Origin of the sequence: Lysinibacillus sp. 38-6 (genome assembly GCF_046245175.1) — a bacterium.
Lineage (GTDB): Bacteria > Bacillota > Bacilli > Bacillales_A > Planococcaceae > Lysinibacillus.
Genome location: NZ_CP176417.1, coordinates 1288630 through 1308944 on the forward strand (window position 1 = coordinate 1288630; position 20315 = coordinate 1308944).

At 35.8% G+C, this 20315-nt stretch carries 26 protein-coding genes; 6 read left to right on the forward strand and 20 right to left on the reverse strand.

Translation table 11 applies throughout. The annotated features are described in order from the left end of the window. Positions 1-63 precede the first annotated feature (63 nt). The 9 genes from ACKVEV_RS06655 to ACKVEV_RS06695 form a co-directional block, all read right to left on the reverse strand. The gene (locus ACKVEV_RS06655) at positions 64-1245 is read right to left on the reverse strand and encodes a multidrug effflux MFS transporter (RefSeq protein WP_409369618.1); all 1182 of its coding nucleotides are present in this window, start codon (positions 1243-1245) and stop codon (positions 64-66) included. Positions 1246-1908: 663 nt separating this feature from the next. Further along, the gene (locus ACKVEV_RS06660; protein WP_409369619.1) at positions 1909-2358 is read right to left on the reverse strand and encodes a GNAT family N-acetyltransferase; all 450 of its coding nucleotides are present in this window, start codon (positions 2356-2358) and stop codon (positions 1909-1911) included. Between the two features lie 208 nt (positions 2359-2566). Next, entirely contained in the window at positions 2567-2989 is a 423-nt protein-coding gene (locus ACKVEV_RS06665) for an ester cyclase (RefSeq protein ID WP_409369620.1), read from the reverse strand. 236 nt (positions 2990-3225) lie between these two features. Further along, entirely contained in the window at positions 3226-3663 is a 438-nt protein-coding gene (locus tag ACKVEV_RS06670) for a VOC family protein (RefSeq protein ID WP_409369621.1), read from the reverse strand. A gap of 62 nt (positions 3664-3725) precedes the next feature. Further along, positions 3726-3890, reverse strand: a complete 165-nt coding sequence (locus ACKVEV_RS06675) for a hypothetical protein (RefSeq protein ID WP_409369622.1) — start codon at positions 3888-3890, stop codon at positions 3726-3728. Positions 3891-3985: 95 nt separating this feature from the next. Then, positions 3986-4594 (reverse strand): hypothetical protein, encoded by a 609-nt coding sequence (locus ACKVEV_RS06680; protein ID WP_409369623.1) that lies wholly within the window; start codon positions 4592-4594, stop codon positions 3986-3988. 10 nt (positions 4595-4604) lie between these two features. Further along, positions 4605-5240, reverse strand: a complete 636-nt coding sequence (locus ACKVEV_RS06685; RefSeq protein ID WP_409369624.1) for a cysteine peptidase family C39 domain-containing protein — start codon at positions 5238-5240, stop codon at positions 4605-4607. 94 nt (positions 5241-5334) lie between these two features. Further along, the gene (locus ACKVEV_RS06690; RefSeq protein WP_409369625.1) at positions 5335-5685 is read right to left on the reverse strand and encodes a hypothetical protein; all 351 of its coding nucleotides are present in this window, start codon (positions 5683-5685) and stop codon (positions 5335-5337) included. Positions 5686-5914: 229 nt separating this feature from the next. Continuing rightward, complete coding sequence (locus tag ACKVEV_RS06695) at positions 5915-6262, reverse strand: hypothetical protein (RefSeq protein ID WP_409369626.1); 348 nt, start codon at positions 6260-6262, stop codon at positions 5915-5917. Positions 6263-6523: 261 nt separating this feature from the next. On the opposite strand from ACKVEV_RS06695, the gene ACKVEV_RS06700 reads away from it, so the two are divergent. From ACKVEV_RS06700 to ACKVEV_RS06710, 3 genes are all read left to right on the forward strand, one after another. Continuing rightward, on the forward strand, positions 6524-6955 hold the full coding sequence (locus ACKVEV_RS06700) for a hypothetical protein (protein WP_409369627.1): 432 nt from the start codon (positions 6524-6526) through the stop codon (positions 6953-6955). A gap of 98 nt (positions 6956-7053) precedes the next feature. Further along, positions 7054-7233: a hypothetical protein gene (locus ACKVEV_RS06705; protein WP_409369628.1), complete on the forward strand. Its 180-nt coding sequence runs from the start codon at positions 7054-7056 to the stop codon at positions 7231-7233. A 325-nt stretch (positions 7234-7558) separates the two neighbouring features. After that, positions 7559-8131, forward strand: coding sequence for a GNAT family N-acetyltransferase (locus ACKVEV_RS06710; protein ID WP_409370517.1), 573 nt, complete (start codon positions 7559-7561; stop codon positions 8129-8131). A gap of 219 nt (positions 8132-8350) precedes the next feature. On the opposite strand, the gene ACKVEV_RS06715 is transcribed toward ACKVEV_RS06710, so the two are convergent. The 4 genes from ACKVEV_RS06715 to ACKVEV_RS06730 form a co-directional block, all read right to left on the reverse strand. After that, positions 8351-9364 (reverse strand): S66 peptidase family protein, encoded by a 1014-nt coding sequence (locus tag ACKVEV_RS06715; RefSeq protein WP_409369629.1) that lies wholly within the window; start codon positions 9362-9364, stop codon positions 8351-8353. 115 nt (positions 9365-9479) lie between these two features. Next, on the reverse strand, positions 9480-10040 hold the full coding sequence (locus ACKVEV_RS06720; RefSeq protein WP_409369630.1) for an AAA family ATPase: 561 nt from the start codon (positions 10038-10040) through the stop codon (positions 9480-9482). A 22-nt stretch (positions 10041-10062) separates the two neighbouring features. Then, on the reverse strand, positions 10063-10380 hold the full coding sequence (locus ACKVEV_RS06725) for a hypothetical protein (protein WP_409369631.1): 318 nt from the start codon (positions 10378-10380) through the stop codon (positions 10063-10065). Positions 10381-10583: 203 nt separating this feature from the next. After that, a complete protein-coding gene (locus ACKVEV_RS06730) occupies positions 10584-11138 on the reverse strand; it encodes a hypothetical protein (RefSeq protein ID WP_409369632.1) in 555 nt (184 codons plus the stop codon). 513 nt (positions 11139-11651) lie between these two features. On the opposite strand from ACKVEV_RS06730, the gene ACKVEV_RS06735 reads away from it, so the two are divergent. Continuing rightward, complete coding sequence (locus ACKVEV_RS06735; RefSeq protein WP_409369633.1) at positions 11652-12506, forward strand: MBL fold metallo-hydrolase; 855 nt, start codon at positions 11652-11654, stop codon at positions 12504-12506. Between the two features lie 150 nt (positions 12507-12656). On the opposite strand, the gene ACKVEV_RS06740 is transcribed toward ACKVEV_RS06735, so the two are convergent. From ACKVEV_RS06740 to ACKVEV_RS06755, 4 genes are all read right to left on the reverse strand, one after another. Then, positions 12657-13202: a hypothetical protein gene (locus ACKVEV_RS06740; RefSeq protein ID WP_409369634.1), complete on the reverse strand. Its 546-nt coding sequence runs from the start codon at positions 13200-13202 to the stop codon at positions 12657-12659. Between the two features lie 25 nt (positions 13203-13227). Further along, positions 13228-14145 carry a DUF4868 domain-containing protein gene (locus ACKVEV_RS06745; protein WP_409369635.1) on the reverse strand — a complete coding sequence of 306 codons (918 nt, stop codon included), beginning with the start codon at positions 14143-14145 and terminating at the stop codon, positions 13228-13230. A gap of 259 nt (positions 14146-14404) precedes the next feature. Continuing rightward, positions 14405-17128 (reverse strand): beta strand repeat-containing protein, encoded by a 2724-nt coding sequence (locus ACKVEV_RS06750; protein WP_409369636.1) that lies wholly within the window; start codon positions 17126-17128, stop codon positions 14405-14407. Between the two features lie 96 nt (positions 17129-17224). Further along, entirely contained in the window at positions 17225-17446 is a 222-nt protein-coding gene (locus tag ACKVEV_RS06755) for a hypothetical protein (RefSeq protein ID WP_409369637.1), read from the reverse strand. Between the two features lie 217 nt (positions 17447-17663). Here ACKVEV_RS06755 and ACKVEV_RS06760 point away from each other — a divergent pair, with 217 nt between their 5' ends. Continuing rightward, positions 17664-18185, forward strand: coding sequence for a GNAT family N-acetyltransferase (locus ACKVEV_RS06760; protein WP_409369638.1), 522 nt, complete (start codon positions 17664-17666; stop codon positions 18183-18185). A 76-nt stretch (positions 18186-18261) separates the two neighbouring features. Here the strand turns inward: ACKVEV_RS06760 and ACKVEV_RS06765 are convergent, their stop codons facing one another. Together ACKVEV_RS06765 and ACKVEV_RS06770 are read right to left on the reverse strand one after the other, a co-directional pair. Then, positions 18262-18891 carry a hypothetical protein gene (locus ACKVEV_RS06765; protein ID WP_409369639.1) on the reverse strand — a complete coding sequence of 210 codons (630 nt, stop codon included), beginning with the start codon at positions 18889-18891 and terminating at the stop codon, positions 18262-18264. A gap of 84 nt (positions 18892-18975) precedes the next feature. Further along, positions 18976-19344, reverse strand: coding sequence for a DUF6713 family protein (locus ACKVEV_RS06770; protein WP_409369640.1), 369 nt, complete (start codon positions 19342-19344; stop codon positions 18976-18978). Between the two features lie 169 nt (positions 19345-19513). Between ACKVEV_RS06770 and ACKVEV_RS06775 the strand changes: the two genes are divergently transcribed. Continuing rightward, entirely contained in the window at positions 19514-19660 is a 147-nt protein-coding gene (locus tag ACKVEV_RS06775) for a hypothetical protein (RefSeq protein ID WP_409369641.1), read from the forward strand. A 53-nt stretch (positions 19661-19713) separates the two neighbouring features. On the opposite strand, the gene ACKVEV_RS06780 is transcribed toward ACKVEV_RS06775, so the two are convergent. Continuing rightward, positions 19714-20268, reverse strand: a complete 555-nt coding sequence (locus ACKVEV_RS06780) for a GNAT family N-acetyltransferase (protein WP_409369642.1) — start codon at positions 20266-20268, stop codon at positions 19714-19716. Between the last annotated feature and the right edge of the window lie 47 nt (positions 20269-20315).

Sequence of the window (20315 nt, forward strand, 5' to 3'; positions counted from 1 at the left end):
TTTTATTCTTATGATAATGAAATATAATCGGTTTGACAGTAGTCCTACCATTATAGAATCACATCATATTTTTTTATATTGTAACGGAAAACTTATTAAAAACATAGCGATCCCAAGTGCTAAAAAATATAGAGGCATTGCAATAACTGTTCCATTATGAAAAATGGACATCCCATAGATTGTCACGCTGACGATTAAATAATAACCTAAGCTAAATAGCGCACCGGCAGAACCGATGACATCTTGAAAGTCAATGAGCGCTAGGCTTAAACAGTTTGGTAAAGCGGTACCTATACCAAATAAAATAAAGAACACACTAACAATCATAGTTGGCATTTGACATGCCATCGGTAAAAAATATACCGTAATCGCGAGAAATGTGCCAATAAGCATAATGATTAAGCCCCGTACAATAATCTTTTCAGGTTTTGTACGGCTAACAAGTCGCTTAGATAGCATCGCACCTGCGATAGAAGCGAGCGCAACAATAATGCCTAAAAAACCATACATCGCACTAGTTAGTGTAAAGTACTGCGTAAAAATAAAAGGTGCTTCGGTATAATAACTAAATAAAATACCGTTCATGCCACCAATTAATGCGCAATAGCGCCATAGACGAGTATGTCTAATCATGCGCTTTACGATTGGTAGTAAAGGCTTTATTTCATTTGTTAATAACATTGTTTCAGGTAAGCGAAAATAGGCATAGCAAAATATGATAATGCTCATCGTAACTAATACCCAAAATACGATTTTAAAGCCAAAATAATAATCAGTAAAACCTCCGATTAACGGGCCAAGAGCAGGTGTGAAAGCAAGGGCAGCTGAAATTTGAGCAAACAATTTATGACGCTCAACACCAGAATAACTTTCACGTAAAATCGTTTGTGTCACAATTGAACCAACACTTGCACCAAACGCTTGTATAAAGCGTGCGACTAATAAAACTGCCATTTCATTTGCTAATAAACAAAGTACATTACCAATAAAATAGATCAACAGACCATAAAGCATCGCCTTGCGTCGTCCAATTTTATCGGATAAACGCCCAAAGAAAAATACGCCAACAGCAAATGCGATAAAATACACACTCATCGTTAGCTGTGCTTCATTCATAGAAGTTCTAAAAACTTCTGCGATAGAGGGTAAAGTTGGGCTAAAAATAGTTTCACTTATTTGTGGGAAGCCTACTAGTACAATTAGTAATAATAAGCTAGGTGTATTGTTTCCGATGTTTTTCTTCAAAATAAACCTCTCCTAGATCATTATAGGTTTGAAAGAAAAACATCGTAGCTTGGGAAATGGTGGCTTCACAAGTTTGATTTTATCTAAATCTCTCATGAATTCACTTCCTTCTAGAATTAAAATCCACATAAAATTATAGCATCAAAATAGAAACGGTGTACTACTTTTTGCAAATTGAGGAATTTCTTGCGTATGAACTTCTATTGTATCCAAATGAAATATTTAGGAAATACTTCAAGCTGTTCACCCCTTTTAATACTAATAACGTATTTATCCATCCCAATTCACTGTGTAATTCTCACTTAAAACTAGCTTTTTTTAGAGAAATCTTTTCGACTTAAACCAAATATTGTTGATGCAAAAATAAAGATCCCCGTACACAACCATAAAGTAATTCCGTCCCATTTACCATCTAGTAAAGTTATGTTTGTTAATATACATAATTGCATCAAACAAATTGAAATATATAAAACGAAAGAATGTTTCATCAAATAAATTCCCTCTCTCCATTACCTCGTTTATGTACCAAGGTGGTTTTGAAAATATTAACTTATCATTGCTGTCATATTTAGCTTCAAGTGCATAATTTGATTTATTAATTCCCGGTATTTTTCTGGTGAAAATTTCACTTCAGCCTCTTGGCTAGAAAATGCATATTTCTATCTAGTCTTTTTCAATTAGTTTTTTGAACATCACAATATGAGGACCGATAGGCGGGTAGTCAAAAACATCGCCAAAAGGCTCAAAACCTAATTTTTCATAATACTTTTGAACACTCGTTCTTCCTTTACACCAAAGAAAATTAACACCACGTGCTGTTATAATATTTTCAGCGTAACTTACTACTGCTCTTCCAGCACCTAACTTTCGATATTCCGCTAATGATGCCATTTGCCTTAAACGGTATTGGCTTTCTCTAGAAAGCGCAGCGTTATTTTCTATAATAAAAGTTGCAATACTCACTAGTTTTCCTTCATAAAAAGCACCTACATGAAAAGACTCTTTTTCATGATCTGATTCATACATCGACTCCTCAATACGTTGGTTTGGCCGCAAAACAGTTTGCCTAAGTGTATACGTCATTTCCGGTTCAATTAATCTAATATCTAACATATTTCTCCTTCTTTCTATAATGTGGTATATATTTAATTCTCTATTTCAGCTACATAATCCTCCTAAATAGTTCCAATCGAGATGTTAAAGTGGTCTTGCGTATGTCCATTTTTGCGTAATTTGTACTAACAATCGTTGAATGATGATTGTCACCGCAGAAATTTGTCTTTCTCTTTCAAAAGAAAAAAAAAAAACACCCCGAAGGATGTTAATTATTTTGATTGCGAATAAGTTGATTTTCAATACCAGCTCTGTCAATTTGTATCCAATATTCTACTATTTTTTCATCTTCAATTCGATAGACTGCACTAGCTAGTTCGATAACTGGGAGATTTGTTGGCTGATATCCATCAACCTCTCCAACATGCGTACCAACTTGTTTCCAGCGTACATATACTTTACTATCTTGAACGATGAACTCTTGAATTTCTAATGTAAAATGGCCATATGCTTCTATCATTTCTTTTACATGATCGGCATAATCTTTTGGCGTTCTTAACACCGTTAATTCCTCTTCAGCAATCACTTGGTGTGCAGACACATGCTCTGCCATTAATTCGCTTGCATAATCTGGATTTTTTCCAGAACGTACTTCCTCAAAAAATTTTTTCACTATTTGCGCTGGTGTCATTAGAGTCCTCCGATATCATGTCATTTCCTTGTTGATAATTTAGCTACAAACTTACTATACATAATAATATTATAAAGGGCTTATAATTTACACAATTTTCTACAAATCTCACTCTCAAAACTTTACTACCCTCTTTTGAATGGAGAATGCAGTATTTGAAAAACCGCTTCCAGCGAAGTAAAAAATTTAGGTTCACGAACAACAGCTTTTTACAAGCCCACCATGCCTCACAAGCATTATTTGATTTCCTGAGCTAATTCTACAATAATTCCCTCAGGTCCACGAACATAGCATAATTTATAACTTTCTTCATATTGCTGAATGTCACTAAAGAGTTCGAATCCTTTTATTTTCAACTTGGCAACAACGGCTTCAATGTCTTCTACTGAAAATGCAATATGTCTTATACCTAGCGTATTGGCTAAAGGTCGGTTTATTTCTATGTCATTTGCCGGCGATATAAATTTGATTAACTCGAGCCACGTTTGACCTTCTTGTGTTCCTAATCCAACACATGCGACTTTAGCGTTATCAAGACCAGCTGCATAGCCCATCAAATCCCCTTCCATTTCCCACTCACCTTTCACCTCAAGTCCCAAATCGACAAAAAAAGCTTTAGCCGCAGAGAGATCGTTTACAATGACCGCAACATGATCAATTTTTTTCATCTTCACTTAACATACCTCCAAAACAAATATGGGGACTGCTCTACTGCACAATCGTATCCTTTTTTAAGTTAATCTATTTTATTGCCCATTTCTAATCTTTTTCGTTCCAATGCTATTTTATCTCTTTCTAACTTGATTTGTTCAAGTTTTACATCATTTTTCTTTTTTACTTCATAAATAACTGATACCATAAGTGCGATAAATAAAACGGCAAACAATGAGAAAATATTCATTCGTCTCCATCTCCTTCTTTATTCAACTTACTTATCGTGCCTGCGAATGCAACACCATTAGTTTATTAAGCCTTGTTCCTAGTGTGAATGTTCAATCATTCCTGATCAGTCCATAATACTTTATATAAAAATGCGAGCTCAGCTTCTTCTATGCCAGCAGGTAATTCACCTTTTTCGCTTCCGACTGTACGCAGCTCATTTTTTGTAGTGCCTAGCCATGCGACCAAATATAGAGGTTTATTTTTTGTTAACGTAACTTGTTCACTTATTAAATTACTAAAAGAAAAAGCCGTCATACTATTGGGGTAAGTTGTCGAAACAATCCCAGAAGGTATGCCAGATAATAATTTTAAGAGATGAACTTCATGGTTATAGTCACTTATTCCAAAGGATATAAAAGTATTTTGATAGCTTTTTTCAATGACTCCCCAGCTTTTTAGTAATTCCTCTTTTAGCTGACCTTTTTTATATACTTCCACAGAAAATTGCAAATCATCCTCTTCTGCTAAATTACCATTTAGTTTAAAATATTCAATATTTCCTACCCCTGTTTTGCTAATTAGCAGACTTTCTTTTTCACTCTTCGTATAGGGCTCAATCGTTAACTGCGTTGCGGCAATCTTTTTATCCTTTTCAACATCCGCACACCCTGCTAACAACAGCAGGATAATGATACAAGAACAGTAGCGTTTAAAACTTTGCATTGTTACTCCTTCACTCCTTTAAATAGCGCTGTGTAATAGTTATATAAGTATTACTATAAAAAGGCATATAAATAGTTTTTACATTCCACAATGCCCTAAATTCAGCAATTGGAACTTTCCGATTATAGTGATGGTTATCATCTTGATTATTCACCAAATCCTTCAATGACTCGGCAAGGTAAATATAGTCCTTGTCATAACCGACGACTGGCACAAAATGCAAATGGTTAAGATCTTTTCGTACTTTTATAAAAACAATGACCGGCGTACCTTTACTAACTTCATACTTTAATGTATGAATATTTCCTTTATAATAATTTGTATGAAATCCCTTGTTTTTTAACACCGTTCGGATCCCTTTTGGATATATATTTCCCGATTTTAATTTACTTGGGAAATTAACATATAACGCTTCACCATCAGCATCTAAACCAAAATGACGCAACACGTATGCTGTTGAAAATGCTGCACATTCTCTATTATTTTGTATAGCAATTCGATGATTTCGGGTTATTAAATAGTTTGCTGGATATGCTCTTTTCCGGAAAATGAGTCTCGGAAAAGTCATAAAATACGCATTACAAATCGTTGATATAATGATCCAAATAATAACGGTTCTAATAATAAACAATTTCTTATCCCCCATTGCTGCGCTGCCACTTTACATTAATAGTAAAAAAAGAGCTGCATAGGCAACTCTATCGTTTTCAACTAATGCTATCTTTCAATAAAATTCAAAGTTAATCTTTTATATAAAAGAACCCAAACCCATCTTCTTGTGGTACAAATCCTGCTTGCTCGGCCATTTCTTCGACAATATTTTGTTCTTGCGCTGTAATCACAATTACACTATCCTTGCTAGCAGTTAATTTTTCCTTTTCAAAAACGAATCCGGTTCCATTCGCTTGAGGTACAAAACCTTCATTCGTTGAAAGACTTTCAACCATATTTTGTTCTTCAGTTGTGATAACCGTAATTTTGTCAGGTTGTTCTTGGGCTGATACGGTTGAGCTTTGCATGTTATTCGCAAGACCAAAAGTTAGTGCTAAAACTCCTGTTATTCCTAAAGTGGCAACGATCTTGTTTTTCATAAGATAACCTCCAGTTTTTAAGTAACCTATAATAACATATTTTACCACAATTAAATCCAATAGGAGTATTGTGCAACACAATTTGTAATTGGGGAACAGGGATATTGACACAGATTTTCAATTCTATTAATTCATTGTTATGTCCAAATCGATGAAAGAATTAAAAAAGCCTTACTCATGTTAGGAATAAGGCTTGTTAAAAAATATTTATACGTAAGTCATACGTTTTTTACTGTCGTTTTTTCAGTTGTACATTCCCTTTATTAAACATAACAAGTCCATTAAATCGCTCATAAAAAGCATATAAAGGATATAACAGTCCAATAAATACGATAAAGGTAGGTATTTTTTCAATAACTGGAATAATGCCTGACAGTGCAGCGATTAACGTCTCCGTTAAAAAAATAAATACAGGAATGATCACAATTAAACCAATTAGAAGAAATGGGGTTACTTTGGTTTCTTTTAATTTGGCGTTGCAGTATGGACATTTCATCGTAAATGGCGATGAAAAATCCTCAAAATCTTCTAACGTAATGTCCGTTTGGCAATTTGGGCAAGGTACTGACGTTCTCATACTAAATCTCCTACTTAACAAATTTACTCTAGTATAGTAATAAATTTCATTATTTGTAAGGGGAAATTGTAGGGTTAACATGTAATTATTACTAAGGAAAACGATTAACATGAGAATTTCGCGTTAACATCTTAATGAAGGACAAAGCATTTATATCATCCTTTATGCATGATATAGTAGAGTGTAGGTTGCCCTTTGATACACTACGGAAAGCAACGAAAGGATTGAAAATGAATGAAAAAACTCACTTTAGGAGGACTATTGATAGTATTCATTGTCATCGGTACAGTTTTTTATCGACAACACCAATTAATGACTACTTATCGGGCCCAACTTTACGATCAATTATCCATTATTCAAAAACCTATAGAGCGTATTTTGTTATTCCAAGAAACTGCAGAAACATATTCCGATGACGAAAGAGAGCAATTGTTTAATACGCTGCAAGAAGCATATGAAGATGTTGCCAACTATACTGGTGGTGGACTACAATTAGAACCCCATATAAAGGAACAAGTTTTTATGGATTATGTACATACAAAAAATACATACGCCCAAAGTTTAAAAGCCTACGGAGAAGCAGAAACACCTGAACAACGTGCTGAATTACATACGCAACTAAAAGACCACTATGAAATCTATAAGAGATTTTTAGAAAAGACAAAAGCAAGTTTAGTGAAAGACTTTGAGTAAGGGGAAAATAATTTTAGCATTGCAATAGCTTTATTCCGCAAAATTTTTTATCTAATTTTTGTTATTATGGTATAATATTTCAAAAAGGAGTTTTCTTCATGAATACGACAATGGCTATTGATACCGGGCTAAGTATATTACCTATACTATCACTATTATTTACTTTTATTCCTTTCGTATTTGTCATTTGGTTTATGATTAAATTGATTAGCTTACAGAAGGAACGCAATAGGTTATTAGCAAATATTGCTGACAAGTTAGACAAGACACGTAATTAGATGGGGAATCCCATCTTTTTTCATACTACAATTCATCTTAATACTCTATAATCTGAGCTGTTGTCAGTTTTCGAAAGTCCATTTTATTATAAAATGAATCATTGCTTGGTTAAGAATTTTCTTTTTTCCATTTGGATAACTTATGATTTCCTTGCTACTTCGAAAATCCTTTCAACCAATAAATTGTTTTTATTTCCTTTAATAGCTATAGTCTACCAAGTTATGGTATAATAGTTATGAACACGCATAAAGGGAATCCTTTGAATTGCTGTGGCATGCAAACGCCGCAGCTTTTTTTTGTTAAAAATCTAAAGGAATGATAATGATGGTAAATATAGTTGGAAAAAAAGTGACGTTACGATCTGCTACATCTGCTGATTTAGATGCTTTATATTTTTGGAAATATGTTGATGAAGAACAAGCGGCAAAGCAGTGGAATGGTCCATATATTCCTGAAAAGCATCTGACAAAAAATGAATTTTTGAAGGAATGGGCGAACGATGACGAACTATTTCAAGGTATTCCAAACACTTTAATGATGACTGTAAATGGACAATTTATAGGGGTTGTCGGTGCTCATTGGGTTGACCCAAACACAAATTGGCTTGAGACAGGGATTGTCACTTACCCTTCAGCGTATTGGAATGGTGGTTACGGTTCTGAAGCCTATCGCTTATGGATTGACTATTTATTTCAAAATACACCACTTCATAGAATAGGGATGTCGACTTGGTCTGGGAATGAAAGAATGATGCATGTAGCTGAAAAATTAGGCATGCAATTAGAGGCAAGGATTCGAGATGCTCGAATAGTTGATGGAAAATACTATGACGCTATTAAAATGGGTATTTTACGTAGCGAGTGGGAAAAACAAAAATTAAACAGGAATGACCTATAGTTTTGTTGGTTTTTAGGTCATTCCAAGTGTTGTTCATCATCAAGATGGAATTACGAAAAATTCCATCTTTTCTCCTTTAATTAAAACGCGGAAGCTAATCCATACCTTCTATAAATGATTATGAACTATTTATAACTTAAATTGATTCTTTACATAAGAAAATGTCCGATTTAACAGTTCATACGTTTATAGGTACTCTTCTTATGTAACTTTATTCGTTTAAATAAAATGTTGTACAATTGTCCCTTTACCATGCAACAATTGCACTTCAGCATATGCACCGTTGATCAACGTCATTTGGGGTGGCAAATGTCCACAGTCGATGTCGTAGATAATGGGTATTTGAAGCTCTGTGGAAAGCTCATGATATACATCTTCGATCGTATAATTTTCTACTGGCATTCCAGCACCGCTTCTACCAAACATAATGCCTGAACAATTAGTAAACCATCCAGCTAATTTCATTTGTACAAGGGTCCTACGTAAATCGGGAGTAGTTAAGTCACAGTTTTCAAAAAACCAAAGTACAGCATCTCCCTTAATAAAGGTTTCATTAAAATATTGTATATTCCCGAATGTTGTACCAATTAAATGTCTAATCGTATCTATACATCCGCCAAGCAAACGCCCTTGGATGTTAACTTGATTACTTGAAGTTGATTTCCACTCTGTTTTCTCTGTGAAATGAAAGACATATGGAGATGGATTATCAAAAAGCCATTCCTTTTGATATTTTTCGGAAGAATGTTGACTTATTGACTGTCCTTTTTTTAGCGATAAAACAGACTGCCACATCGCTGTTACGTCATCACTATACGCGCCTCGTAAATCGATTAAATTGGTTCCATGTGCAGTAGCGATACCTGTTTTTAATGTGATGGCAAGTAATAACAGACTGATATCTGAGTAACCTAATACCCATTTGTTTTGCATATTGTCGAAGTTAATAAATTCAAGTGTCTCTATTAGAAGTTCTCCACCCCAAGGCGGAATAATAATATGGATGTCCTGATTTGTTATCATTTGATTAAACTCTTCTGCCCGCGTTTTTGCAGGAGCAGATTTTGCCTTATCTTGCGACCAAACAGTTTCACCACAATAAATTTTATAACCTTGCTGTTCCATACGCATACAGGCTGTTCTCAATAATTCGTGCAGTTCAGTTGGTACCCCAGATGAAGGAGCTGTAACGCCAATAGTCGCCCCTACTTCTAGAAATGGATATTTAATCATAAGTATCCCTCCAATAAGAAATTTAGTATTTCGGGTATTCTGTTCGTTCAGGCACTTTATGTTATTAAGAAGTACTCCCCAATAAATTGCTATGCCCTTTTCAAGTGTGAGATGATTACAATTGAAATGTTTCCTTCACAATTTTAGCAACTTCCTCGGCACGAATGTTTGTATTATTTATCTTTATATAGTTGGCAAAGCTAATTTCGCCTTCAAAGGAATTTAATCTATATTTGTCCATCGATTGTAGGAGGTCTTTCTCAGACCATTCAATATTCCTTTTCGATGACTTATGTTCAAGTCGATTTGTGCTTGTATTGCGCTGCAGTCTTTCCTCCAAATCGGATTCAAGCTCTACATAGTACACCGTCCCACCTTTAGACTCAAAAAGCTGCACGACTTGTTGGACATAATCCCAATCTTCTTGTAAATTAAAGGCCCATACATATGTAAAAATCATGCCGGCTAAATCACTATTTGCTACTTCTTCAAATATTTCCTGACGAAATAAATTGACTAACCGCTTCCCTGCTTTCGTACCGTAATCAAAAAACTGACCTACTAAGTCAATCGTCATATGATTATGGAAAAGTTTCAAATCTGTTATTTTTGCTAATTCCTGTCCTACAGTCATTTTTCCCACAGCTTGCGGTCCAAATATTAAAACAAAATGCATAGGTAAACTCCTTTCATTTCAATTATTGATTGCCATTTTCGTATACATACACTTCGATTCCATACTCTTTTAAATGATAGGCTAGTAGGTGTTGTTTCATAAATTGTTCAACATTTTTCTTATGTTGCAGATTGGAAACATCCATCCCAACAACGAATACTTTTTCTTTCGGATCAACGCCCATACTGTAAATTCCATATTTTTCATGTGCTGTATTATAAATATCCTCATTTGCAAAAAATCGCTCTATATTTTGTTGAGAATTACGTTGGCTTGTATTGCATCCAAATAAAAGGACTATGACAATCGAACAAATAAGTATAAATTGAAAATATTTCATCTAGCTCTCCTTGACCAGAAAAATGAATTTAATGGTAATTATACCAAAAATACAATATATCTCAAAGTCAATAATTTTTAATGTTTTAGCTGCTACGAGTCCCTTACATCATGGCATGATACAGAACAGAGTCAATAAATACCGTTTTCATCCACCACAGCAATTAAAAAAAAGCCACACCATTTAGATGTGACTTTAAACATTTATGGTAAAACATACATAATCGTTACTGCTGCGCCAAATGGCAATGCCCCATCACCCGTTACAATTCGAACAGATAATAAGTCGCATTTATTAATGGGGTAACTTGCTGTTGCAGAGCCACAACAATTTGGGTTTTCTGCCGTATTTGGACCCGTAACTGTTGCGATTACACCAGTTGAAATCGGATCAGTAAAGCCACAACTTCTACTAATAACTACCTCAGCAGTAACTGTATCTGCAGCTGTTAATGTATTATCGCGAACATTTAAAACGATACCAGTGATAATTGCATTTTCTGGTATAACAACAGTATTTCTTGTAAAAATCGCAGACGCAGTACCTAAGCCTAAATATTGTCCATTCGCTATTGCTTCATCTGTAGCTAAATAAATTTCACATACTTTAGAGCTATTGATTGGTGGTGGTGGAATGACACCGTTCATTTCAGGTACACATGGTGCCTTAAATCTAAAGAAACATTTATTTTTTTCACAACCACACATATTATTTGCATTTGTATGGTGATGACCTTGATTACAACCTCTACATCCCATTTACAAAATCCCTCCTTGTTTTTACTACAATATTCAAAGAAGGACAGACGAAATAGACATATATACTATGTAATTTTTATTATATGCGTTATGTTAATCCATACAAAATTCATGTGAAAGGCCGTCTTCTACCATGAATTTCACTAAATGTTTATACCATTTTGGTAGTCGCTCTTTCTACATCTCTAACAACTTATTCCCTCCAAATTATATATAATAGGAAGATGCCTATTGACTCCGCATCGATTTCATGAAATTGAAGATCTCGTAAATAATTATTTCCTACCGAGCAAAACATTGTCCGTCCAACACAAACGACAATGCCTAATATTTTAATAAAACCACAATATCCAATAAATATAATAATATGATATAATTACCATACAGAAGTGGGAGGTGCGAGTCCAATGGTAATCAAATAATAAGAGAAAATCTATCTAAAATAATTCCTTGAGAATAAACATGTAGATTTTCTCTTTTATCGAATGCAATTTAAAAAAAAGGAGAAATAACATGTTAAATAAATTAAGTGATACAATTTATTATTTAGCCAATCAAAATGAAAAAGAACGCCCAACGTTAGGATTGGTGTGTGGAGACCACTCAAGTTTAATGATCGATGCGGGCAATTCCCCGCAACATGCTAAAGATTTTTTACAGGACATTGCAAAGCTAAATGTCCCACCTGTAAAATATGTAGTGATTACGCATGCCCATTGGGATCATTTTTTAGGTATGAATGAATTTGATGCAACGATTATCGTGAATAATCAAACAAACGTTTTGCTGGAAAAATGGCGAAACTATTCCTTTGACGATTATTCTCTGCAACGTTATGTAAATAATGGTGAAATAAATGCTCTATGTATGGAAATCATACAAAGTGAAATGCCCAACAGGGAACGTTTTAAGTTAAACTCCCCTACAATCATTTTTGAAAATTCCATAACGATTGATTTGGGTAATAAAGTTTGCCTAATCGAACAAATCAAAAGTACCCATACAGACGACTCGACAATTATTTATATACCAGATGAAAAGGTTATATTTTTAGGCGATGCTGCCTACTGTACAACTAAAAATGGCTTATATCATTTTAAACAGTCGTTATTATTACCGATGATTGATGATATTGAAAAGTACAATGCTGAATTGTATTTACTTGGCCATGAATCGCTTTGTGATAAAAATGAAATGATACTATATTGGGAAGAGCTAACGACAACTTGTAGTGTTGTAAAATCCGACTCCTTACAAGATGCTATCGCATGTTTTAAAGTAGAAACGAATCGAGAACCAAATGACAATGAACGATTTTTTATGCAAGCATTTGTCAATGATCAAATTATTCGTTCCCAACAACGTTAAACTATAATAAAAAGCCACTTTATTTAATATAAAGTGGCTTTTATCAGTTGCAATTCAATACTTTTAACCATTTTATTTTTCGTAACATTCTGAATTTTAATCACATAGTTATTCACTTGATCCACAATTACTTATACGTCATTCTTCTTTCTAGCATCTATGCAAATAGATATTCGCGGCCAGTTGTCTAACACGTAAATGGTTATCACCTATGTTCATTCTCATAAAATAGTCTGGGTTTTCCTTTGAAATGATGATTCGTCCAAGTTCATCTTCATAGGTGTTCCAACCGAACAATAAAAATGTAATATTCACATGAATTAAATTAGACTTTACATATAAATAGCCAATTAAAATAAATAAAATCCCATTTGTAATTAATGTTCTTTTTTCGCTTATGTCGATAGCTAATAAAGGTAAAATATAGGTCACTAAATAACTTAAAATCTCTTCATTTTTCCGCGTTACACGCTCACCTACTATTGTGCTGTTTAATTCACATTTAGTAATGTACCAAATGGGCAAAAATGAAAGAAGAAATAATAAGAGCAAGATGCTATAAACTGTTAGTATCACTGGATTATGAAGAATAGAATTTACATGAAATGCTTCAAAAGGAAATATGGAAAGCGCAACCATTATATATAATGGAGAATAGGACGAAATAAACAATAATAATTTAAATAGATTAGTCAATTTTCCCTCATCCTTTCTAGAAGCTTTACCTTAAATCATCTCTTCCTCGTTCACCAGTTAGTACCGTTTTATAATAAGCATCATTCAGTAATTTGACGATATCATTTAATTGTTTTTTATCTGTATATTTGATTTTCGTTTTTTCATCGTTTAATTCAATATTTAAGTCAAATTCGAATATAATATCTTCTACTTTATCAAAATTTTCGACAAACCTCGTCATTCTCTCAGGCTTTGTCATCAATCTGGAAACGCGCTTCACTATATTACCATCTTCAATACTATCTATTTTAAACTGTTCAAAACCCTCAAATTTATTTGTTTCTTCAAAGGCCGTTAAGACCGAATTCGTATTTTGAACATACTTTGTTTTTAAATCGAATATTCTTTGCACAGAAACATTATTCACGACAAGTACTTCGTCTTCATAAATAAGTAAATCAAAACCCGGTTCAATGCCTATCAACGAATCTGAAACTTTTCTAAAAGTAGCGTCTGCTAAAGTTCCCCAAAGACCTTTAGAAAACTTCTTAAAAGGAGGAATACGATTTAAAAAATGGGCGTATTTCCCCGCTTCTATTTCAATTTTTATACAGTATAGATCTTTTGATGTTTCTTCATTTAATGTTTCAGCTGGATTTTGCAAGCTCGCAAATAAATGATCATAGGTTATGCCGATATAGGAAGATGGACAGTATTCCACTACGCCATTCGGCCGCCCATTTTCATTAAATTCACGTTGTTCCTTCCCCACTAATTTATCAATAGTTGGTTGGATAACCTTAATCATATCAAATTGCAAAGAACGACTTAATGATGGTTTATATGAAATATAATCTACCGTATCATTCGTCTTAATCTTTTCAATTAAAAACAAACTTACTTCAGATATACCACTTAATAAGTGTTCTGAAATTTTGCTGTTAATCAACTCGATATTCAATTATAATCACCCTTTACTATCTGATTTTCTATATCCAAAATCATACAGTATTAAGCTATTATAGTAAAACAGAACATTTAATAAAAATTTTTTCTAGCTCTCTTTCCACAAAGATCAGTGCTGCTATTTATAAAATTCCACCCGAAATTTAACAATTTCCATTTTGGCATAAAAAATAGGCTCTTAAAATTTTACACATCGTAAAACTTTTAGAGCCTCCGGTATTTTTTTTATCTACAAATAGTTAAATAGTATATCCCTAGGTAGTTAATAAGATTGTGACAGAAACACCATTTGCAAAAGCACCACCAGTAGTAGTTATTTGTACTGATAAAAGTGTACACCCAACAATGGCAAAATTCGCAGATTGTGTTGCACAACAATTCGGTGTAGTAGACGAGCTTGGTCCAGTAACGGTAGCTCTAACGCCAGTGGCTACCGGGGCAGTAAAGCCACAGTTTGTACTTGTAAATATTTGAGCAGAAGCTGTTTGTCCAGCGCTTAACGTATGGTCTCTAATATTTAAAGTAATACTTGTAATTGTAGCATTTTGTGGAATGACGAGCGAACATCTTACAAATGAAGCGGAAGAAGTACCTGTGCCTAAAAAATCATTGTTACCTACTGATTGATCCGTAGAAAGAAACACTTCCATTAATCCGGGTCCACTTTGTCCGGTTGCTCCTGTTACTCCTTGGATTCCGGTTGCTCCTGTTGGTCCTGTTACCCCTTGGATGCCAGTTGCTCCCGTTGGTCCCGTTACTCCTTGGATTCCGGTTGCCCCGGTTGGTCCTGTTACTCCCTGAATGCCAGTTGCTCCCGTTGGTCCGGTTACTCCTTGGATTCCGGTTGCTCCTGTTGGTCCTGTTACTCCTTGGATTCCGGTTGCTCCTGTTGGTCCTGTTACTCCCTGAATGCCAGTTGCTCCCGTTGGTCCGGTTATTCCTTGAATGCCGGTTGCTCCCGTTGGTCCCGTTACTCCTTGGATGCCAGTTGCTCCCGTTGGTCCGGTTACTCCTTGAATGCCAGTTGCTCCCGTTGGTCCTGTTACTCCCTGAATGCCTGTTGCTCCCGTTGGTCCGGTTATTCCTTGAATGCCGGTTGCTCCAGTTGCTCCCGTTACTCCTTGGATGCCAGTTGCTCCCGTTGGTCCTGTTACTCCTTGGATTCCGGTTGCTCCTGTTGGTCCTGTTACTCCCTGAATGCCGGTTGCTCCCGTTGGTCCTGTTACTCCTTGGATGCCGGTCGCTCCAGTTGCTCCTGTTACTCCTTGGATGCCGGTTGCTCCCGTTGCTCCTGTTACTCCCTGAATGCCGGTTGCTCCGGTTGGTCCCGTTACTCCTTGGATGCCAGTTGCTCCCGTTGGTCCCGTTACTCCTTGGATTCCGGTTGCTCCTGTTGGTCCTGTTACTCCCTGAATGCCGGTTGCTCCCGTTGGTCCTGTTACTCCTTGGATGCCGGTCGCTCCAGTTGCTCCTGTTACTCCTTGGATGCCGGTTGCTCCCGTTGCTCCTGTTACTCCCTGAATGCCGGTTGCTCCGGTTGGTCCCGTTACTCCTTGGATGCCAGTTGCTCCCGTTGGTCCCGTTACTCCTTGGATGCCAGGTGCTCCAGTTGATCCCGTTACCCCTTGAATTCCGGTTGCTCCTGTTGGTCCTGTTACTCCCTGAATGCCGGTTGCTCCCGTTGGTCCTGTTACTCCTTGGATGCCGGTTGCTCCCGTTGGTCCTGTTACTCCTTGGATGCCGGTTGCTCCCGTTGGTCCCGTTACTCCTTGAATGCCAGTTGCTCCCGTTGGTCCCGTTACTCCTTGGATGCCAGTTGCTCCTGTTGGTCCTGTTACTCCCTGAATGCCAGTTGCTCCCGTTGGTCCGGTTATTCCTTGAATGCCAGTTGATCCCGTTACTCCTTGGATGCCAGTTGCTCCCGTTGGTCCTGTTACTCCTTGGATGCCAGTTGCTCCTGTTGGTCCTGTTACTCCCTGAATGCCAGTTGCTCCCGTTGGTCCTGTTACTCCTTGGATGCCAGTTGCTCCCGTTGGTCCGGTTATTCCTTGAATGCCGGTTGCTCCTGTTGCTCCCGTTACTCCTTGGATGCCAGTTGCTCCCGTTGGTCCCGTTACTCCTTGGATGCCAGTTGCTCCCGTTGGTCCCGTTACTCCTTGGATGCCGGTTGCTCCCGTTGGTCCTGTTACTCCTTGAATTCCGGTTGCTCCTGTTGACCCTGTTGGTCCCGTTACTCCTTGGATGCCGGTTGCCCCGGTAGGTCCTGTTACTCCTTGGATTCCGGTTGCTCCAGTTGGCCCTGTTACTCCTTGGATTCCCTGAGCTCCAGTTGCTCCTGTGACACCTTGAATTCCTTGTGAGCCTGTTGCTCCTGTCACTCCTTGGATACCTTGCTCACCCGTTGCTCCTGTCACTCCTTGGATACCCTGCTCACCGATTGCTCCTGTGACACCTTGGATTCCCTGAGCTCCAGTTGCTCCTGTGACACCTTGAATTCCTTGTGAGCCTGTTGCACCTGTGACACCTTGGATTCCTTGTGGACCCGTTGCTCCTGTCACTCCTTGGATACCCTGCTCACCGGTTGCCCCGGTTGCTCCTGTGACACCTTGAATTCCTTGTGGGCCAGTTGCCCCTGTGACGCCTTGGAGGCCTTGTGGACCCCTTGTTCCTATTTCCCCTTGGATGCCTTGTGGACCTGTTGCACCTGTTACTCCTTGGATGCCACGTGGGCCCGTTGCTCCAGTTGCGCCTGTTACACCTCGCATTCCCTGCGGGCCAGTTGATCCTGTTGCACCTGGCAACCCTTGTGGACCAGTTGGACCAGTGATACCTAATGAATTTTGAGTCATATCATCATAGCCACAGCTTCCATTATCATTACATTTAAATCTGTACAATTTACTATTTTTCAGCTCTTTTTTTGAATATTCAAAAGGGCTATCGCTTATTATTCTCCCTCTATAGAAACTAAACGGCATAAAATCACCCCTGTCTCCATTTAATTTATTCTTTACGGAATACATTAAATAGACGAATATCTAGGTGATAAATAAATAGCCCATAAACAATTCCCTTTAAATTTTAAGTAATTTAATTAAAAACTGGTAGCATTCTTCTTTTTCCTTAAAACATTCATGCACGTGCTGATTTTCAATTTCATAAAATTTCGCTGTTTTGCGAATGGTATATTGACCAATAAGGATTTTTTCATTTTCACTAAGCTGAATTAAAGCTTCATAAATAGGGTCAATCGAAACGCCAATGATCTCATACATCGTCACATTTTCCATCATCATCCCCCTTATCTTTCAAAGAGCCAAATTATTAAAAATATTGTCTACATTATCCACTAACTTAATTTTGCCGTCCGTTCATGGAAAATTCAACCTAAAGTGCATCCAATATTTTATTTACTCCTACGTTTTCCATATCGCTACTAAATTAAATGAAAATATCTTATGGTATAATAATCCAAAATCTAGTCAGACGATGAGGATAAAGGTGGAACAATACATGTTAACAGATCATTTAAATATACGGAAAATGACGGAAAGTGACTATGTTTTTATGGCAAAATGGTTGAGCACTAAAGAAGTTTTAGCATTTTATGGGGATGTCAATTCACCTTTTACAATGGAGCAAGTAAAACGAAAGTATGAACCAAGAGTTCGTGGAGAAAGCCCTGTTTCTTCTTTTATAGTTGAGTTAAATAATTTACCAATAGGCTATATGCAACACTATAAAATTAACGCAGTTGAACAGAAAGCATTTGGCTATTTTGAAAATCAAGTAATTTATGGCATAGATCAATTTATCGGGGATCCTCAGCTATTTAATAAGGGCTATGGTACCATAATGGTGAATGATTTTCTTGATATGATTCACCATACGACAGATGCTGAGGTCATTATAGTCGATCCTGAAATTTCAAATTCTAGAGCAATTAGATGTTATGAAAAATGTGGTTTTTCTAAAGTAAAAAAAATCAATAATGAAAACAATTTTTTAATGGCAATCCATACATCTATAAGTTAAATGTTACCTGCACATATCCAAAAAAAAAAAAAACAGAATGACTCTACATTTATATAGAGTCCATTCTGGTTTTAGATTATTCTTTTTCATTTAAATCATCTGGATAAACAATCGTATTAATCACTTCACCATTTGATTCGTTTTTAAAAATAACCGTCACTTTATAATTTTCAGGATTTACCCCATTAAATAGTTGATAGTACATACCTGTGACAGCCAAGCCAAACGAAGCGATAGAGTCAAGGCTGTTTTCGAATTCTTCTTGGTTAACAGATAATGTGAATTCAGAAAATGATTTATTGTAACTTACATCCTTAATAGAAGTAAAATCTTCGCCTGTTTTTATCTCTTCTACAGACTTAATAATTCCTTCTTCCATTTCCTTCATCATCTTTTTGTGCTCTGATTTAGACATTTTATAAGTTATAGAACCATCATCATTCTTTATCACTTCCTTGATACCCTCGTTTTTAGCTTCAGCGATAACTGTATCAATATCTTGTCCTGCTAAAAAAGAAGCCGGTATCGTTACTTCAACATTTAAAAGTCCTTTATCAACCTTTAGTGGTTCGCCATCAGATGTCTTATCAGTTATAACTGCAGCAACATCTTCTTTCTCTCCACCATCTTTTTCCGCATTTTGACTACATGCTGCTAAAAAAATACTCAGCAATAATACAAATGATACTATTAATAAATTTTTCAATTCTAATCCCCCTTTACATAAATATACATAAATAGGGTGCAGTAGACCAGTTATATAATAAACTGCTGCTTTCAATGTACGTTTCTATAAATAATTTAAAAATATTAAATGGACGACGGCAAGTATGCCCATTGAATAAATAATGGCTCTAGAAAACGAATTTTTAAATTCATTGCGAGGATGACGTTCGAAAAATAAGTGCAATACTGCATGTATGATAAAAAAGAAATCCAGAATCCAAAATAGCACTGTTTGATATTGGCTGAATAGTAAGGATAAAATGATTATATAAAGAAAAAGGTGAATAAAAGTAAAGACTTTATAAGCCTTGGAATCTTCCATATCTTTCAAAACGATAAACAAACGCCATTCAGAGCGCCTTATAGCATCCATTTCATGCACAAGAAATAAAGAAAGGTTTACTAAAAAAAGCATTAACAATAAATTTGGCATACATTACCTCCTCAAAGCTATTTATTCCAATGTTACTATAAAACTACAAAATACATCTAAAAGTAAATTGCTAATATATGACGATATAAAGTCGAAAAGTTGAATAGCTTACTTTCAAAAAGTATAGTTTTTGGCAAATTGGGCACTTTAGTAAGCGGAGGTGATTATAATGCCAAAAGAAAAAAAGGAACTGCCGAAAGAAGAATTCGGATCTGATTTAAGTCCTGATGATTTAGATATTCGCGAAGAAAATGATTTAACAAAAGAACAAGTAAAAAATACAAATAAAGATAAAGAACAGCAAAAAGAAAATTGATAATCCATTATAAAAATCCCCAGTTTTGTGCTGGGGACTACGTTTTTTAATGTTTACATATATTCACTTCTTAATATAGACAGTATAGCAAGATCAACATATTTTCCTTTCTCAAATTCATGTTGTCTTAATACGCCTTCTTTATAAAAATTTAATTTTTCTAACAATTTCACAGAAGCCTGATTTGCCGGTTCAACTTTCGCTTCAATTTTATTCATTTTCATTGTTGTAAAGGCAAAGTGAATAATACATTGAAGGGCCTCTTTCATAACGCCCTTTCCCCAATAGCTTGGCTTTAAATCATAGCCTATCTCTATACGATGATGTTCTTTTTCATAGTTTAAAAATCCACAAGTTCCAATTACTTTTTTGAATTCCACATCTTCAATTACCCATCTTAAACCGGATTGTTCTTTGAAAATCGTATCATACCAATTTAACTCATCGATCGCATTATCTATCGTAATAAAAGGTGTGAAAGGCAAATATCTGGTCACTTCCTCATCCGAATACAACTCAAAAAGATCATGGCAATCATTTACTACTGCACGTCGTAAGTGAAAGCGTATAGTTTCGAATGTTGGAAAATTAGCTAATGGTAAATCCAATTAAACACCCTCTTTCAGCATTAGTTATCAGAAAATCACATAGCTAA

What these genes read in the sequence shown, in the direction of transcription:
- ACKVEV_RS06660 (WP_409369619.1), bottom strand. Translation starts at nt 2,358, where the DNA reads ATGTTAGATATTAGATTAATTGAACCGGAAATGACGTATACACTTAGG.
- ACKVEV_RS06665 (WP_409369620.1), bottom strand. Translation starts at nt 2,989, where the DNA reads ATGACACCAGCGCAAATAGTGAAAAAATTTTTTGAGGAAGTACGTTCT.
- ACKVEV_RS06675 (WP_409369622.1), bottom strand. Translation starts at nt 3,890, where the DNA reads ATGAATATTTTCTCATTGTTTGCCGTTTTATTTATCGCACTTATGGTA.
- ACKVEV_RS06680 (WP_409369623.1), bottom strand. Translation starts at nt 4,594, where the DNA reads ATGCAAAGTTTTAAACGCTACTGTTCTTGTATCATTATCCTGCTGTTG.
- ACKVEV_RS06685 (WP_409369624.1), bottom strand. Translation starts at nt 5,240, where the DNA reads ATGGGGGATAAGAAATTGTTTATTATTAGAACCGTTATTATTTGGATC.
- ACKVEV_RS06690 (WP_409369625.1), bottom strand. Translation starts at nt 5,685, where the DNA reads ATGAAAAACAAGATCGTTGCCACTTTAGGAATAACAGGAGTTTTAGCA.
- ACKVEV_RS06695 (WP_409369626.1), bottom strand. Translation starts at nt 6,262, where the DNA reads ATGAGAACGTCAGTACCTTGCCCAAATTGCCAAACGGACATTACGTTA.
- ACKVEV_RS06705 (WP_409369628.1), top strand. Translation starts at nt 7,054, where the DNA reads ATGAATACGACAATGGCTATTGATACCGGGCTAAGTATATTACCTATA.
- ACKVEV_RS06710 (WP_409370517.1), top strand. Translation starts at nt 7,559, where the DNA reads ATGGTAAATATAGTTGGAAAAAAAGTGACGTTACGATCTGCTACATCT.
- ACKVEV_RS06715 (WP_409369629.1), bottom strand. Translation starts at nt 9,364, where the DNA reads ATGATTAAATATCCATTTCTAGAAGTAGGGGCGACTATTGGCGTTACA.
- ACKVEV_RS06720 (WP_409369630.1), bottom strand. Translation starts at nt 10,040, where the DNA reads ATGCATTTTGTTTTAATATTTGGACCGCAAGCTGTGGGAAAAATGACT.
- ACKVEV_RS06725 (WP_409369631.1), bottom strand. Translation starts at nt 10,380, where the DNA reads ATGAAATATTTTCAATTTATACTTATTTGTTCGATTGTCATAGTCCTT.
- ACKVEV_RS06730 (WP_409369632.1), bottom strand. Translation starts at nt 11,138, where the DNA reads ATGGGATGTAGAGGTTGTAATCAAGGTCATCACCATACAAATGCAAAT.
- ACKVEV_RS06735 (WP_409369633.1), top strand. Translation starts at nt 11,652, where the DNA reads ATGTTAAATAAATTAAGTGATACAATTTATTATTTAGCCAATCAAAAT.
- ACKVEV_RS06750 (WP_409369636.1), bottom strand. Translation starts at nt 17,128, where the DNA reads ATGCCGTTTAGTTTCTATAGAGGGAGAATAATAAGCGATAGCCCTTTT.
- ACKVEV_RS06755 (WP_409369637.1), bottom strand. Translation starts at nt 17,446, where the DNA reads ATGATGATGGAAAATGTGACGATGTATGAGATCATTGGCGTTTCGATT.
- ACKVEV_RS06760 (WP_409369638.1), top strand. Translation starts at nt 17,664, where the DNA reads ATGTTAACAGATCATTTAAATATACGGAAAATGACGGAAAGTGACTAT.
- ACKVEV_RS06770 (WP_409369640.1), bottom strand. Translation starts at nt 19,344, where the DNA reads ATGCCAAATTTATTGTTAATGCTTTTTTTAGTAAACCTTTCTTTATTT.
- ACKVEV_RS06775 (WP_409369641.1), top strand. Translation starts at nt 19,514, where the DNA reads ATGCCAAAAGAAAAAAAGGAACTGCCGAAAGAAGAATTCGGATCTGAT.